Annotated in this window: 22 protein-coding genes and 1 pseudogene; 15 read left to right on the forward strand and 8 right to left on the reverse strand. The window is 71.0% G+C overall.

Annotated elements, in window-relative coordinates:
- Window positions 1–107: 107 nt before the first annotated feature.
- The 3 genes from ACIQGQ_RS08360 to ACIQGQ_RS08370 all read right to left on the reverse strand — a co-directional run bounded on the left by ACIQGQ_RS08360 (window position 108) and on the right by ACIQGQ_RS08370 (window position 2844).
- Window positions 108–848 (reverse strand): response regulator transcription factor, encoded by a 741-nt coding sequence (locus ACIQGQ_RS08360; RefSeq protein WP_402392281.1) that lies wholly within the window; start codon window positions 846–848, stop codon window positions 108–110.
- A gap of 93 nt (window positions 849–941) precedes the next feature.
- Window positions 942–1820 carry an amidohydrolase family protein gene (locus ACIQGQ_RS08365; RefSeq protein WP_402392284.1) on the reverse strand — a complete coding sequence of 293 codons (879 nt, stop codon included), beginning with the start codon at window positions 1818–1820 and terminating at the stop codon, window positions 942–944.
- Between the two features lie 109 nt (window positions 1821–1929).
- Window positions 1930–2844 carry a DUF2797 domain-containing protein gene (locus tag ACIQGQ_RS08370; protein ID WP_402392286.1) on the reverse strand — a complete coding sequence of 305 codons (915 nt, stop codon included), beginning with the start codon at window positions 2842–2844 and terminating at the stop codon, window positions 1930–1932.
- Window positions 2845–2900: 56 nt separating this feature from the next.
- On the opposite strand from ACIQGQ_RS08370, the gene ACIQGQ_RS08375 reads away from it, so the two are divergent.
- Entirely contained in the window at window positions 2901–3236 is a 336-nt protein-coding gene (locus ACIQGQ_RS08375) for a hypothetical protein (protein ID WP_402392288.1), read from the forward strand.
- Window positions 3237–3260: 24 nt separating this feature from the next.
- Here the strand turns inward: ACIQGQ_RS08375 and ACIQGQ_RS08380 are convergent, their stop codons facing one another.
- From ACIQGQ_RS08380 to ACIQGQ_RS08400, 5 genes and pseudogenes are all read right to left on the reverse strand, one after another.
- On the reverse strand, window positions 3261–3452 hold the full coding sequence (locus ACIQGQ_RS08380; protein ID WP_402392290.1) for a hypothetical protein: 192 nt from the start codon (window positions 3450–3452) through the stop codon (window positions 3261–3263).
- Window positions 3453–3606: 154 nt separating this feature from the next.
- On the reverse strand, window positions 3607–3867 hold the full coding sequence (locus tag ACIQGQ_RS08385) for a hypothetical protein (protein ID WP_402392293.1): 261 nt from the start codon (window positions 3865–3867) through the stop codon (window positions 3607–3609).
- Between the two features lie 127 nt (window positions 3868–3994).
- Window positions 3995–4084: pseudogene (locus ACIQGQ_RS08390) on the reverse strand (GntR family transcriptional regulator); the annotation flags it as partial.
- Between the two features lie 411 nt (window positions 4085–4495).
- Window positions 4496–5302: a protein phosphatase 2C domain-containing protein gene (locus ACIQGQ_RS08395; RefSeq protein WP_402393392.1), complete on the reverse strand. Its 807-nt coding sequence runs from the start codon at window positions 5300–5302 to the stop codon at window positions 4496–4498.
- Window positions 5303–5304: 2 nt separating this feature from the next.
- The gene (locus ACIQGQ_RS08400; protein ID WP_402392296.1) at window positions 5305–6147 is read right to left on the reverse strand and encodes a sigma factor-like helix-turn-helix DNA-binding protein; all 843 of its coding nucleotides are present in this window, start codon (window positions 6145–6147) and stop codon (window positions 5305–5307) included.
- Window positions 6148–6433: 286 nt separating this feature from the next.
- Between ACIQGQ_RS08400 and ACIQGQ_RS08405 the strand changes: the two genes are divergently transcribed.
- The 14 genes from ACIQGQ_RS08405 (at window position 6434) to ACIQGQ_RS08470 (ending at window position 13153) form a co-directional block, all read left to right on the forward strand.
- Entirely contained in the window at window positions 6434–6586 is a 153-nt protein-coding gene (locus ACIQGQ_RS08405) for a hypothetical protein (protein WP_402392298.1), read from the forward strand.
- A 93-nt stretch (window positions 6587–6679) separates the two neighbouring features.
- Window positions 6680–6946, forward strand: coding sequence for a DUF6284 family protein (locus tag ACIQGQ_RS08410; protein WP_402392301.1), 267 nt, complete (start codon window positions 6680–6682; stop codon window positions 6944–6946).
- Complete coding sequence (locus ACIQGQ_RS08415; protein WP_402392303.1) at window positions 6943–7539, forward strand: hypothetical protein; 597 nt, start codon at window positions 6943–6945, stop codon at window positions 7537–7539. Before ACIQGQ_RS08410 ends, ACIQGQ_RS08415 begins: the two co-directional genes overlap by 4 nt.
- Window positions 7536–7700, forward strand: a complete 165-nt coding sequence (locus ACIQGQ_RS08420; protein ID WP_402392306.1) for a hypothetical protein — start codon at window positions 7536–7538, stop codon at window positions 7698–7700. The genes ACIQGQ_RS08415 and ACIQGQ_RS08420 overlap by 4 nt, the downstream gene beginning before the upstream one ends.
- The gene (locus ACIQGQ_RS08425) at window positions 7693–7977 is read left to right on the forward strand and encodes a hypothetical protein (RefSeq protein WP_402392309.1); all 285 of its coding nucleotides are present in this window, start codon (window positions 7693–7695) and stop codon (window positions 7975–7977) included. The genes ACIQGQ_RS08420 and ACIQGQ_RS08425 overlap by 8 nt, the downstream gene beginning before the upstream one ends.
- Before the next feature lie 32 nt (window positions 7978–8009).
- A complete protein-coding gene (locus ACIQGQ_RS08430; RefSeq protein ID WP_402393395.1) occupies window positions 8010–8849 on the forward strand; it encodes a protein spdB in 840 nt (279 codons plus the stop codon).
- Window positions 8849–9187, forward strand: coding sequence for an RRQRL motif-containing zinc-binding protein (locus tag ACIQGQ_RS08435; protein ID WP_402392312.1), 339 nt, complete (start codon window positions 8849–8851; stop codon window positions 9185–9187). The genes ACIQGQ_RS08430 and ACIQGQ_RS08435 overlap by 1 nt, the downstream gene beginning before the upstream one ends.
- A gap of 31 nt (window positions 9188–9218) precedes the next feature.
- Entirely contained in the window at window positions 9219–9404 is a 186-nt protein-coding gene (locus ACIQGQ_RS08440) for a hypothetical protein (protein WP_402392315.1), read from the forward strand.
- A 50-nt stretch (window positions 9405–9454) separates the two neighbouring features.
- The gene (locus ACIQGQ_RS08445) at window positions 9455–9622 is read left to right on the forward strand and encodes a hypothetical protein (protein ID WP_402392317.1); all 168 of its coding nucleotides are present in this window, start codon (window positions 9455–9457) and stop codon (window positions 9620–9622) included.
- Between the two features lie 128 nt (window positions 9623–9750).
- The gene (locus tag ACIQGQ_RS08450) at window positions 9751–9921 is read left to right on the forward strand and encodes a hypothetical protein (protein ID WP_402392319.1); all 171 of its coding nucleotides are present in this window, start codon (window positions 9751–9753) and stop codon (window positions 9919–9921) included.
- Entirely contained in the window at window positions 9918–10283 is a 366-nt protein-coding gene (locus tag ACIQGQ_RS08455; RefSeq protein ID WP_402392322.1) for a DUF6251 family protein, read from the forward strand. The genes ACIQGQ_RS08450 and ACIQGQ_RS08455 overlap by 4 nt, the downstream gene beginning before the upstream one ends.
- 15 nt (window positions 10284–10298) lie before the next feature.
- Window positions 10299–10487 carry a hypothetical protein gene (locus ACIQGQ_RS08460; protein ID WP_402392325.1) on the forward strand — a complete coding sequence of 63 codons (189 nt, stop codon included), beginning with the start codon at window positions 10299–10301 and terminating at the stop codon, window positions 10485–10487.
- Between the two features lie 77 nt (window positions 10488–10564).
- Complete coding sequence (locus tag ACIQGQ_RS08465; protein ID WP_402392327.1) at window positions 10565–10885, forward strand: hypothetical protein; 321 nt, start codon at window positions 10565–10567, stop codon at window positions 10883–10885.
- Window positions 10886–10930: 45 nt separating this feature from the next.
- Window positions 10931–13153: an FtsK/SpoIIIE domain-containing protein gene (locus tag ACIQGQ_RS08470; RefSeq protein WP_402392330.1), complete on the forward strand. Its 2223-nt coding sequence runs from the start codon at window positions 10931–10933 to the stop codon at window positions 13151–13153.
- Window positions 13154–13355: the final 202 nt, after the last annotated feature.

Raw genomic sequence — 13355 nt, forward strand, 5'->3', positions numbered from 1 at the left:
AGGCGACGACGGCGATCAGCGTGACCGCCGAGACCACCAGCCGGGTCCGCAGCGTCCACGGCCCCCGCAACCGGCGCCCGCGCCCGTGGCCGTGGCCGTTACCGCTGTTACTCACCGGGCTTGATGAGGTACCCGGCCCCGCGCCGGGTGTGGATCATCGGCGACCGGCCCGCGTCGATCTTCTTGCGCAGGTACGAGATGTACAGCTCGACGACGTTGGCCTGGCCGCCGAAGTCGTAGTTCCACACCCGGTCCAGGATCTGGGCCTTGCTGAGCACCCGGCGCGGATTGCGCATCAGGTAGCGCAGCAGCTCGAACTCGGTCGCGGTGAGGTGGATGGAGACCCCGCCCCGGCTCACCTCGTGGCTGTCCTCGTCGAGGACCAGATCGCCGACGACGAGCGTCGACTCGCCGCGTACCGCCGCCGTGCCGGAGCGCCGGATCAGCCCGCGCAGCCGTGCCACGACCTCCTCCAGGCTGAACGGCTTGGTCACGTAGTCGTCGCCGCCCGCCGTGAGCCCGGCGATCCGGTCCTCCACCGCGTCCCGCGCCGTCAGGAACAGCACCGGCACCTCGGCGATCTCCCGCCGCAGCCGGCCGAGCACCGCGAGCCCGTCGGTGTCCGGCAGCATCACGTCGAGGATCACCACGTCGGGCCGGAAGTCCCGCGCCGCGCGGACGGCCCCGGCCCCGTCCCCGGCGCTGCGCACCTCCCAGCCCTCGTAGCGCAGGGCCATGGACAGCAGCTCGGCGAGCGGCGCCTCGTCGTCCACCACCAGCACGCGGACGGGGGTGCGGTCCGCCCTGAGCAGTTCGGTACGCCCCTGGGGCGAGGTCGTCGTCGTCATGGACCCGAGCCTGTGCGGCTCCTCTGAAAGCGCCCTTACCCGTTCCTGTGAATTCCCTGAGAAAACGTTCCGCGCCGGAGCCGTCCGGCCCGCTCACCCCACCCCGAACAGCTCCCGCGCGTTCCCGTGGCAGACCGCCCGCAGCCAGTCGTCCCCCAGCCCCAGCCGTTCCAGCGCGTGGAGCTGATGCGCGTACGGGTACGGGATGTTCGGGAAGTCCGTACCCAGCAGGATCCGGTCCCCGAGCGCCGCGAGCCGCCCCCGCCCGGCCACCGGGAAGGGGCTGAACTCCTCGGTGAAGTCGGTGAACGCCATCGTCGTGTCGAGCCGCACCTCCGGGTACGTCTCCGCGAGCGCCAGGAACTCCTCGTACTCCGGCATCCCCATGTGCGCCACGACCAGCGGCAGCCGGGGGTGCCGGGCGAGCAGCCGGGCGACCGGTTCGGGGCCGGTGTGCCTGCCGGGCGCCGGGCCCGAGCCGCAGTGGATCACCACCGGGATCCCGGCCTCGGCAAGGAGGCCCCAGACCGGGTCGAGGAGCGGGTCGTTGGGGTCGTACCCGCCGACCTGGACATGCGCCTTGAAGACCCGCGCCCCCGCCTCGACGGCCTCGCGCACGTACTGGTCGACGCCCTCCTCCGGGAAGAAGGTCGCGGTGTGCAGGCAGTCCGGCGTCCGGCGGGCGAAGTCGGCGGCCCAGCCGTTCAGCCAGGCGGCCATCCCGGCCTTGTGCGGGTAGAGCATCGAGGTGAACCGGAGCACGCCGAACGACCGGAGCAGCGCGAGCCGTTCCTCCTCGTCGCGCCGGTAGGCGATCGGCCACTCCATCCCGGTCAGCGGCCCGGCCGAGTCGAAGTACGCCCAGACCTTCCGCAGCACCTGCTCCGGCATGAAATGCGTATGTACGTCGATGATCCCCGGCAGCCCCAACCGCTCCCAGAACCGCACGACGTCACGGGCGTCCTCACCCACCGCGCACCACCCTTCCCTCCGGTCGCTCGAACCGCTCCGACGATCTCAGAACAGACCACACCGCACCCCACCGCCCCTCGAAGCCCCCCGCACCACATCCCACCGCCCCTCAGAACAGCCCGTCCTGCACCCCACCGCCCCCGAGGTCCACGACCGGCACGTCCACCCCGCCCCGCGCGTCCGCCGCCACCAGCTCCCACCCGGTCATCAGCCGGGTGTCCAGCACCACCACCCCGTCCGGCACCGCCCCAACCGGCACCGCCCCGTCCGGCACCGCCAGATGGAGGTCCGGCCCGGCCACCGCCACCAGCCGCCCGCCGACCGCACCCCCGGCCACCAGCTCGGTCACGGCCCACCGCACCCCGCCCGCCGCCTCCACCCCGTCGAGCCCGAACAGCGCCACCTGGTCGACCGCTTCGAACGGCAACCGCTCCAGCGACTCCGGCCACGCCCCGGTCTCCGTCAGCGCCACCGCCCGCCGGTAGAGCCCGGCGACCTCCTCGTCACGCCCCTCCATCCCCGGCAGCACCCCCCGCACCGCCCGCTTCCGCGCGTACGGAATCCGGTCCGGCACTCCGAACGCCGCCCGCAGCACCTCCTCCGTACGGCGGCACGCCATCAACGGCCCGCGCCCCAGCCAGCCGAACACCACGGCCCCCTGCTCCCGCAGCCGCGCCGCACCCCGCTCCTCCGCGGTGATCCCGACCTTCACCATCCCGGGCCCGAACCAGGCCAGGTACACCCGGTACGTCCTCGGATCGTCCGCGATCGTGTCGGCGGCCACCGAGTGCGCCCGGTCCAACCGCGCGCACTCCGGACACCGCGCCCCCGTACTGCGCCCCGGCACCACGGCCCCCACCGGGCACACGTTCCCCCGCGCCCCGACACACCCCCGCTTCCCCACAGCACGGAACCCCAGCTCAGCCCCGTACGCCAGCACACTCCCCCGCGCCGCCCCACCCCTGCGCCACCCGAGTACGGGCCCCTCGTCCCCCCACCGCAACCCGGTGCACCGCCACGCCACAGTCCCTACCTCCAGCCCCACCAGCCCCTGCCAGAGCCACCCGCCATCATGACCCCATGAGCACCCCCGCCCCGGCCCCCGCCGTCTGGCACCTCCACCACGGCGACCGCACCATCGCCCGGCTGACCGTGACCGGCTCGGACATGCCATGGACGCACGCCGACATGGAAACGCTGCCCGGCTTCGAGGAGTTCCGCCCCCTCTTCGCCGAACAGGACCAGGCCGTCGACGCGGAGGACTGGGAACGCGCCGAGTCCTGCTACGACCGCATACGCGCCGCCCTCACCCTGACCTTCCCCGACGGCACCCCCGTCCCCGAGTTCCTGCTCAACGTGCACCCCGACGGAACCGCCGACTGGCGCTGGCACCACGAACCCTTCACCACCCCCTGAGAAGGGCCCGTCGCCACGAACCCTTCAGAACCCGGCCATGGGCTTGTCGAGCACCCCGCCCAGCGCGCCGTAAGCGCCGCACCGGACCGAGTGCCTCACCCTGCGCCGGAGCACGGACCCCACGACGAACAGCAACGCGAAGAGCCCGTCGAGGACCATCACCACGACCGTCCCGAACCCGATCCGCTCCGCCCGCAGCAGATCGTGCGTCGCCATGGCGGCACTCCACGCGGTCGCCGCACTCCACAGCTGTACAGCACGACGGTCACCAGTCACGCCGACGGCCCGTGGCCTCCGGCCAGTCGATTCCCCGCTCGCCCCCTGGCGGCCACGTCCACGCCCCATCCCCGTAGGAGCGCATGCCTCCGAGTCATTCGAACGTTGCGATGACGAGGCCGGCGAGCGCGACCACGGGTGAGCCGAGAAAGACGATGCCGCCCATGAGCCGAAAGAACCAGGCACCGAATCGCGACGGCTCCGCAAGCCCCATGTTCAGCGTCCGCGCTGCGGTCACAGCCCTGACGGCGTTTCGCCGCGCGACTGCCTTGTCCGCCGCGCCCCGCAGGTTGAAGAGGAACATGGCTCCCCATGCCATGCCCGCCAGCCCCAGTACGAACAGCCCGATACCCACAACCACAGCCAATCCCCATCCCCTGAGCACCGCCGTGGCCGACGGTCGTCCGAGGATGATGCCGGCCTGCCCGTGGCGAGAACGTTCGGTCCTGGTCAGGGTTTCCAGTCCTCGGTGAGCCCTGCGACTACGAGCTGATCCGGACCTCGTAGACGATGTCGCAGAGGGCTGCGGGCACGACGATGTCGGCCGTTTCCACTGGACGTCCGTCGTCGCTGGCCGCACCGCCGCATCCTCCCCGCACGGGTCGATGAGTACGTCGAGCGCGTCGCCACAAAGAAGAGCCCGGCGCCCACCGGGCACCGCAGCCTCGCCGTGTTCCTCGACACCGGCTGACACAACTGCCAGCAGTCAGGGCGGTTGCCGTACCCCACAGCTGCACGGACACACAACGCAAGAGGCCCGGACTCTCGTCCGGGCCTCTTACTAGCTGTGCACTCGGCAGGATTCGAACCTGCAACCTTCTGATCCGTAGGCGCGTGCACCACCGGGTTACGCGCTTACGATCACCCGAGCCACTCCCCTGTCTCCGGCGATACGAGACAAAAGCGGCCCGCGATTGTGCGTCGATGTACGGGGGCGTTGATGTCAGTTGTTGATGTCAGCACGCCGCGCGCCCCTCTCGGCCTCACCACTGGCAGAATGCGACGGCGGCATCGTCGCCAGACTTGTATCGCGGCCACCGGCGACCGGTCGGGTCTGTCGCCTCGACTTTGCGCACGGTGTCGATCAGCGCTCGCGGTCCCCCCGCACGAAGCGTCGCGAATACATCAGGCCAGTCCGCCATCTCGTATTCGGTGACGAGCCTTGAGACCCCGTCGGACATGACGGCGGCAGAGGTTGCTTCCCCGAGTGGAATGCAACCAGTCAAGGCGTGTTCGGCCGCTTCGGGGCTTGCTGAAGCGACCCAGTATCCGTCATGTGTGTTGCGCACCTGGCGCTGCGCGAGCACCAGGCTTTGCAGGGCCTCTCTGTGCCCAGGCGTATGCGTCTCATGCCGCTCCACCTCTGCCCGCATCTCAGGAAGGATGCTATCGACACGGAGATCAGAGATCACCGTGTAGTCATGAGGCCCTTCAATGACAATCGGTGAGTCCGCGAGCACCAGATGCTCAAGCACCCCATGCCGCTGCCGCAGGATCGCGACCGTGGCCGACGGCGTTCCGGGGTTACTCAGGTCGCACTCACGGTGCAGCGCGGCAACCTGCTCAAGCGCCTCCGCAAGCGCGCTTGAGAGTGGTCGCTCTGGCTCTGCCAGGACTGCGGCCAAGTGGCCGCCGAGCTGAGCCACATACCACGGCACCCCGTGACGGCACCCCGTCGCCAAGCCCGCAGTGCTGAGTCCGTCCAGCACGATGGCAAGCGTGGGCGTGCCGGCCACCCAATCTTCGTTGGGATTTGCTCCCCCGGGAAGTGTGTCAATGGAGACTCGCATGATCACGCCTCGTGTCGGTACAACGGGGTGACACGTCGACTTTCCAGCACGTCGAGTGTCTTGGGGTCATAGCGGCATGAGATGAGCGTCGAGAACCGCCGCGTACGGACTTCTCGGTACAGCTCAGCCAGGTTGTTCTCCAGGAAGTGCACGACTCCGTTCGCGCCAATGGAGTGGACTCCAGCGATGTACAGAAAGGTCCCGCGACCGTCCAAGCGGGGGAGTCGCCCGAGATAGCCATAGTCGCCAGCCGTGCCGTCCTCGTCCATCGGGGACCGATATTTCTGCCCGGTCTTCCGATCCACTAGGTGCCAGGCCTGGTCCTTCTCGAACCCCAGGTTGTCGTCACCTTCGAGCACTTGGGCCACGATGGGGGAAAGCCGGGGGCCGCAGACGACAACGTGATTGTCACGATTCAGGTTGATGATCCCTGTCGGCGGGACTACCTCGTACTTGGCATCAAGCTTCATGCCTCCGAGCAACGTGCGCAGGTGCTCGAAGTTGCTGATGTCTTCCCTCGTGACGACCTCGCTGGACTCCTCGGGGGTCTTGCCGGCCTCGTACTTGCCGCCGAGCGACACCGTCACCGTGTCTGTGCCGAAGAAGGCGCGCTCCGGAGGCGGACCCGCAGACGCGAGTTGCCCAACCCGTCCTCGACTCACTCCAAGTCGCTTGGCGATCTCCGCTTGAGTCATGCCAGATCCCTGCGCCTCTTCGATGGCCTCGCGGCGCACGCGGGAGAGCTCTAGCACCCACCCCTGATACGTCGCCATCAGGTCGATTGCGGCTTTGGCCCGCTCGACGGGGTCAACGATCCCGGAGACCTGCTCCATGTCTGCCTGCACGACTCTCCATTCGTTGCTTAGGGGGGCTACCAAACTGTACCGCGAGAGGGGGTTGCACGCAGCCTCCGAGTTGCCTATGGTCTCTAACAAGCAAGACGGCAAGCCCCCCTAAGCAAGATGAGGGAGGCAACCCTGCCCCTGTTTGACCTGCAAGAACGCACGACCGCAGAGCGCCAGGCAGAGAGATGGCGCACACCGCCCCGGACCCGGCGTGAGCTGCCGGATCGAATCCGGCCCGGGGCACGAGCCGCCCGCAGCAGCGGGCGGCCGGGCGAGAGGAACCGCTGTGCAGAGTTACGAGGACCTCCGCGACGAGATTGCCGCCGAGCGGGCGGCCGAGGAAAGGGCGGCCCAGGCCGCGTGGGAGGCCGCCCACGGGCCCACGAACCACCAGGACTTCGTCTACGGCTGTCACGGCAGCCACGGCAACCGCCACTAGCCCGCAGCACCCGCCCCGAAACGGCGAGCGGTCCCCAGGGTGCCACCTGGGGACCGCGACGGGCCGTCTGACTGTCTAAGGAGAGAACAACCCATGGAATCCATCGCCGCACCTCAGGCTGCCGTTACGGCCGCCTTGCCCGACACCGGGCCGAGCGTGGCCGACCTGGACGCGATCGAGCGGGAGATGCCGCTGATCCTGGCCGAGGTCGAGTTGCTGGACGTACAGATCATGGTCATGGACCGGGCCCCGTCCGAGCTGGACGAGCGCCGTATCCGCCGCGCCCGCAACCGGGTCCTGGCGGCCCGCCGGGACCTGACCAACCGCACCGCCCCGGCGCTGACGGGTGATGCCGCATGATGACGACGGCCCCCGCCCCGGAACTGCTGCTCGACCACCGGGGTACCCCCCGGCGTGTCAACAAGACCTCGCTCAGCTACGACGACTCCCGGCTCGGCACCGCGTTCCACGAGGCCGGTCACGCCGTGGTCGCCATGTCCTACGGCCTTCATGTGGTCACCAGCGAGATCATCGCCTGGTCCCCGGAACCGGGGCAGTGGCGCACGACTGGGAACACCGCGCTCGAATTCCGGCCCAGCATGCCGTGGCAGTTCGCCACGCAGTCCGCGGCCTCGACACTCGCCGAGGTCCGCTACCTGATGGTGTACGGGCTGTGGACGCCCGGTGTGGCACTCGGCTGTGCTGCCGAACACGACCGCGAGCAGGCGATCGACGTACTCGCCGCGAACGGCCACCGCATTGGCCGCGACCGCGTCCCGGCGGGCGGGAAGTCCTGGGGACAGGTCCGAGGCATCGCCTTGCGCAAGGTCGACCGCCTGTGGCCCGAGATCCAGATCGTGGCCCACGCCATGAACGAGAACACCAAGCTCACCGGCGACCAGATCGCCGCGATGACCGGCCTCACCAACTTCCCGCTGGGCGGTGCGGCATGAACCTGATCGTGTTCTGGGCGCTGTCGCTGGTGTGCATCGGCGTGGAGACGCTGGGGCTGGTCATCGGCCGTCAGGACGTCCACTACGCCGGGGCCCTCGCGACGGCCGGTGTCGTCGCCGTGCACCTCATCCTGACCCGGGCGGAGGGCCGCCATGAGTGACCGCCCCGCCCTCGACGCCCCGGTCCGGGAGCTGCTGGCCGCCGTGGTCGCCGCGCTCGACCTGCCCCTCCCGTCCATCGACCGGGCCGACGAGCGGGCCCACCACCACCTTCTTGAGGCGCGGGCCCTGGACGTGCGCGTCGTGCTCGACGTGCTGACCCCCTCGTCGTCCTACCCGGGCGTCGTCGAGAACGGCGCGGCGGACATCCGGCGCCGGATCGCGAGTACCCCCATCGACTACACCCCGTTCGTGTTCCGTGAGGAGGGGGCGTCGTGACGTCGTGGAAGACGACCTTGCCGGCGGTCGCGATGACGGCGGTGTCGATGATGCTGACATTGGCCGTGGTGATGCTGTGGCTGGGCCCGGTGATGCCGTGGCCGGTCGCGCTGGTCGTCGGTCTCGGGATCGACGGCGGGTGGCTGGCCACCCTCGCCTACGACCGCCGCCTCGCCGCCCAGGGCGACCACAACTCGACCGTGACTGTGATCGGGTGGGGGTTCGGGCTGGTCGCCACCGGGGTCCTGGTCGCGCACGCCCTGACCGCCGACACCTCCACCGGCGCGTGGCTGGCCGTGGCCTGGCTCCCGATCGCGGCCAAGGCCCTCTGGCTGGTCCACGGGTTGTGGGAGCGGACCGCGCTCACCGTCGGGGCCCTGACCCAGATCCGGGGCATCCAGCAGGAGGCCCGTGACGACGCGGCCGTGGCCCGTGCCCGGCTGCGGGCCCAGGCGGGCACCGAGGAGACCCGGCTGACGGCCGTGACCGAGGCCGGGGCCCGCGTCGCACGCGTCCAGGCCGAGACCGCCCGGACCCTCTCCGACGCCTGGTCGACCCTGGAAACGGCACGCGGCGGCGAGGGCACCAGCCGGGCCCTGACCTGCGTGACTGCCCCCGTCACACCCGACGTCACACCCGGCACGACACCCCGGTGGGAACTCCCCGTCTGGGGCCCCTCCGAACCGGTCCAGGGCCGGGCCCTGGAGTCCGGGCCCGCGCTCACCGACGACGCCCTGGACGCGCTCGTCGACGAGATCCGCCTCTCCGCCGACCCCGCCCTGTCCTACCGCGAGGTCGCGCTCCGCTTCCGCGCCGCCGGGCACTCCGCCTCGGAGACCCGGCTCCGCGCCTCCTGGAAACGCGTCGCCTGATGGCCACGCTCCCCACATACCGGTGGCGCCTGGCCCCCGAGGGCTACGCGACCCGCCGGCAGCTCCGCGCGATGGGACTGCGGCCCGGCGGACAGGACGTCGCCGCCCGGCTCGAACGCCCCCGCCGCAGCCGCGGCCCGCTGGTCGCCTACCTCTACCGGGTCGACCACGCCGTGCCGGTCCGGCCCATGACCCCGGCACGGCGGGCGGCCCTCGCCAAGGCCATGACCGCCCGCCGCACCTGCCCCACCTGCCACCGCGACGCCGGGTACTGCATCCCGTCCTCGCTCGGCATGTGCGTGACCTGCGCCTACCCCGACAACCAGCGCACCCCCTGACACCCAACCCACCTGAAAAGGACGCCACATCATGCGGATCCGCATCGGCAACATGACCATCGACACCACCGACGACAACGCCGTCACCGGCCTGAACGAGAACGCCGCACAGATCGAGGGCGGCACCGTCGTCGGCGGTCACTTCGGCGGCGAGAACCACGGCATCACCGGCGGCACCATCCACGGCAACGTCACCTTCGGCAGCGACGACCGGTAGACGGCCCCACCCCTCAGCCCCGCACCGCCACACCACACCGAGGAGAACCCATGTTCGGCAGGAAGACCGACCGGGAATGCGCCGCGATCGCCGTCGCCGCCGCGATCGTCGCCCCCGGCGAGAAGACGAAGGACCAGCTCAGGCAGACCCTCACCCGCGACGAGATGGAGCGGGCCAGGGACTACCTCGCGTCCGGCAAGCCCATCGGCCGCCGCTGACCCCACCCCGCACACCGCCCCGGACCCGCCGCGACGGCGCCGGATCGAATCCGGCCCGGGGCACTCCCCACCAGCACTGCCGACGCCCGTCGGCGGATCACCCCTGCCCTCTGACCGGAGGAGATCCCGTGTCCCACGACGGCGAGTTCATCGCCTACATGGCTGCGTTCGAGGCGTCCACGACGCACCTCGGCGCCTGCCCCACCTGCCAGAACGACCAGCCCTGCGAGACCGGGGCCCCGATCCACAAGGAGTTCATCGCCCGCCAGGACGCATGGACCGGAAGGAAGCGGCCGTGACCACCCACTTGCCCGAGCCCGTCCAGGTCGTCCGCCTCCCGGACGGCACCCACGCCTACATCAGCGGCGCCCCCGCCCCGCAGGCGCCCCCGCCGCCGGTCGTGCAGCACATCCACCAGGCCCCGCCCGACCGCACGGTCCAGCGGGTCGCGCTCGGCTCCGGCGTCGGCGCCGGCGCGGTCGCGGCCGGTGTCTACTTCGGGCCGCTGCTGGTCGGCGCCCTGACCGCCATCGCCGCCAACCTCACGATCCTCGCCGTCCTGGCCGTGGTCCTGACCTGGGGCGTCGTCACCGTCGTCCGCTCCGTCGGCGGACCCGACGGACAGGCCGCCGCCAAGACCCTCACCAGGAAAAACCGCTGACGGGAGGACCCCCGCATGTTCAAGGCAGGAGACAAGGTGCGGATCGTCCGCTGCGAGGACGATCCGCGTGCGGCCGGCCGGACCGGCCGCGTCCTCGACGAGATCCCGCCCGGCCCGCTCACCGGGGGCCGGTGGACGGTGGACCGGATCGGCGCCTTCATCGCCCCGGTGCTCTGCCACACCCACGAGCTGCGCCGCGTCTGACGGCCCCCTGTCCGCCCGGTCCCGTACCGGGCGGGCGGAGGACCGGACAGCCCGGCCCACCCCGCGAGGAGGACACCGTGGAGAGCTACACCCGAGCCGAGAAGCGTGAGCGCAGCCGCCTGTTCCGCAAGGGGTTCCGGCAGGCCCTCGCCGACTGCGTCGACCCGAAGGTCGAGAAGGCGATCGAGCGGATCGACCAGCGGGCCGCCGAGCGCGGAGCCCAGGAGCTGGCCGCCCTGCACAAGGTGCAGGCCGACGCCCGCCAGACCCTCGCCAACGCCAAGGCCACCGAACGCACCGCCCCCCGCACCGACCGGGCCACCGCCCGTGAGGCCCGCAAGCAGGCCGAGGACGCCGTACGCCGCGCCGAGCGGGCCGTGCGCCGCGCCGAGAGCTGAAACACCCCCACCCCACCCCCTTTTGCCCAGGCAGGAGCACCCGTCATGACCGAACTCGCCGCTGTGGGGGCCGACATGGGCACCCTGCACCACCTCGACGACCACCGGCCCGCGCCCACGGGTGAGAGCAAGGCCGACCTGACCAAACCCGCCGCCCCCGGCGCCAGCCCCTCCGCAGAGGGGACTGCGGCCCGGGTGCAGCCGTGGGTGCGTTTCGGCCGCGTCATACGGGGCGCCGCCACGCACGAGCGCACCCGGGCCGCAGTCCGGCACTCCCTCTACGTCGTCGGTGGGGCGGGTGTGGTCGCCCGGCGGACGTGGCAGGGCCGGACGGTGGCGGTCCACCACCAGATGAGGGCCGCCGCCGTGGCTGCGGGCAACCAGGAGCTGGCCGCCGAGTGGCAGGAGAAGGCGGACCGCTTCCGTGCCGACCGGCACCGCCGCCGGATGGAGCTGATCAGCGGTGTTCCGCAGATGGCCAGGTCGGCGGTGATCGGTGTCGCCGGCACGGAGGGTGCGTTGCTGCTGATCGGTGCCTGTATGGCCATCCACGACCGCGACGTGCACGACGTGATCGCGCCGACGCTGGCCGCCGTCGACGCGGTCCGGGCCCTGTGCTGGTTCGTCGGTGTCGCCTGGGGGCCCGCGCTCGCGCTCGCGGTGCTGGCCGGACTGTCCCACCTGTGGCGGACCGGCCAGCAGCAGCAGACCGCACCCGCCTGGGCCCGCCCCGCCGCCAGCGGGGCGGACGATGTCCCGGTCACTCCCTCGGTGGTCGTCAAGGCCCTGTCCGACCTGGGGATCTCCTCGCTGCGCAAGGCCATCAAGGAGATGGCCGACGGTGCGGCCGGCATGCTCGGCCCCATCACCCTGGCCGGGTGCGGCGTCGAAGTCGACGTCACCCTCCCGTCCGGAGTGAGCACCGAGGAGGTGCTGGGCAAGCGGCGCAAGCTCGCGGAGAACCTGAGCCGCCACGAACACGAGCTGCACATGACGCTCCCGCCGGCCGCACGGACCGTACGCATGTGGATCGCCGACTCCGGCGCCCTGGACCAGCCCATCGGCCCCTCTCCGCTCCTCACCGACCCGGACGCCACCGCCGACATGCACCGCGGGCGGGCCCCGTGGGGCGTCGACCTGCGCGGGGACGCGGTGCTGGTCTCTCTGTGGCAGAAGCACATGCTCATCACCGGCCTGTCCAACCAGGGCAAAACCGCCTCGCTGCGGGCGCTGGCGCTGTGGCTCGCGCTCGACCCCCGCGTCGAGTTCCGTATCGCCGACCTCAAGGGTGTCGGGGACTGGCAGATGTTCGACGGCATCGCCACCGTCCTCATCCAGGGCCCCACCGACGACCACGTCATCGAAGCCACCGAGATGATCGAGGGCGGTGTCACGGAGATGGGCGAGCGCATCGCGCTGATGCGGGAGCTGACCGCCAAGGGCTGGAGCCAGGACAAGATCCTGGCCGACCCGCGCTTCAACCCCCTTGTCCTCGTGGTCGATGAGGCACAGGTGGCCTACGGCTCCGGCGCCCAGGAGACGTTCGTCACCGAGAAGGGCGCCGTCCGCAAGGGTGCCCCGTTCGGGGGGTCGAAGGCGGACAGCCGCTACTTCCAGGCCGTGAAGAAGGTCCACGACCAGGGACGCGCGGTGAACGTCACCACCTGGGAGGGCACCCAGGACCCGACCAACGAGAACCTGCCCAAGCGCAGCAGGGAGGGCAACCACATCCGGGCCTCCCTCGTCCTGGGCACCGAGTCCCAGGCCCGCATGGCGGTGGGTGACTCCGCAGTCGACGCCGGGGCGGCCCCGCACAAGCTGCGCCAGGGGCTGGACAAGGGCACCCTCGTGGTGGCCGGCGACGGGGTCAAACTCGCCCCCGGACAGCCCTCCGTCACGGCCCGGACCCACTACATCGGCCCGGAGGACGCCGAAGCCATCGCGGAAAGGGCCAAGGCCCTGCGCGCCGGTACGAAGGCGTCTGCGGGGCTGGAGGCGGTGCCGCAGAAGGTCGACCACCTCGCCGACGTCGCCGCAGTCCTCGGCAACGAGGAGCGGATGAAGTCCGACGAGATCCGCCAGCACCTGGCCCAGCGGTGGCCGGAGGTCTACAAGTCGTGGTCCGCCTCCGACCTGGTGCAGGCCCTCAAGCCGTTCGGTGCCGAGCCGCGCAAGTACAACGGCAACCAGATGATCTCCCGCGCCCGTCTCCTCGCCGCCATCGAGACCCGCGCCGACGAGACCGCGGACATCGAGAACGCCGGATAAGGCGACGCACGGTGACGGGGAAGGCGTTGGGGAGGCGGGCACATCCTGGGGAGTTCTCCCCAACTCCCTCCCCAACCCACCTCACCCACGCTGATCAGCGACAACACCCCAGTTGGGGAGCATGGGGAGGCTGGGGAGGCGGCACTTCCCGCACCCCGGGAACCCCCGGAAACAGCCTCTCCATAGCCACTCCCCAACCCGC

The sequence above is a fragment of the Streptomyces sp. NPDC092952 genome (assembly GCF_044754785.1).
Classification (GTDB): domain Bacteria; phylum Actinomycetota; class Actinomycetes; order Streptomycetales; family Streptomycetaceae; genus Streptomyces.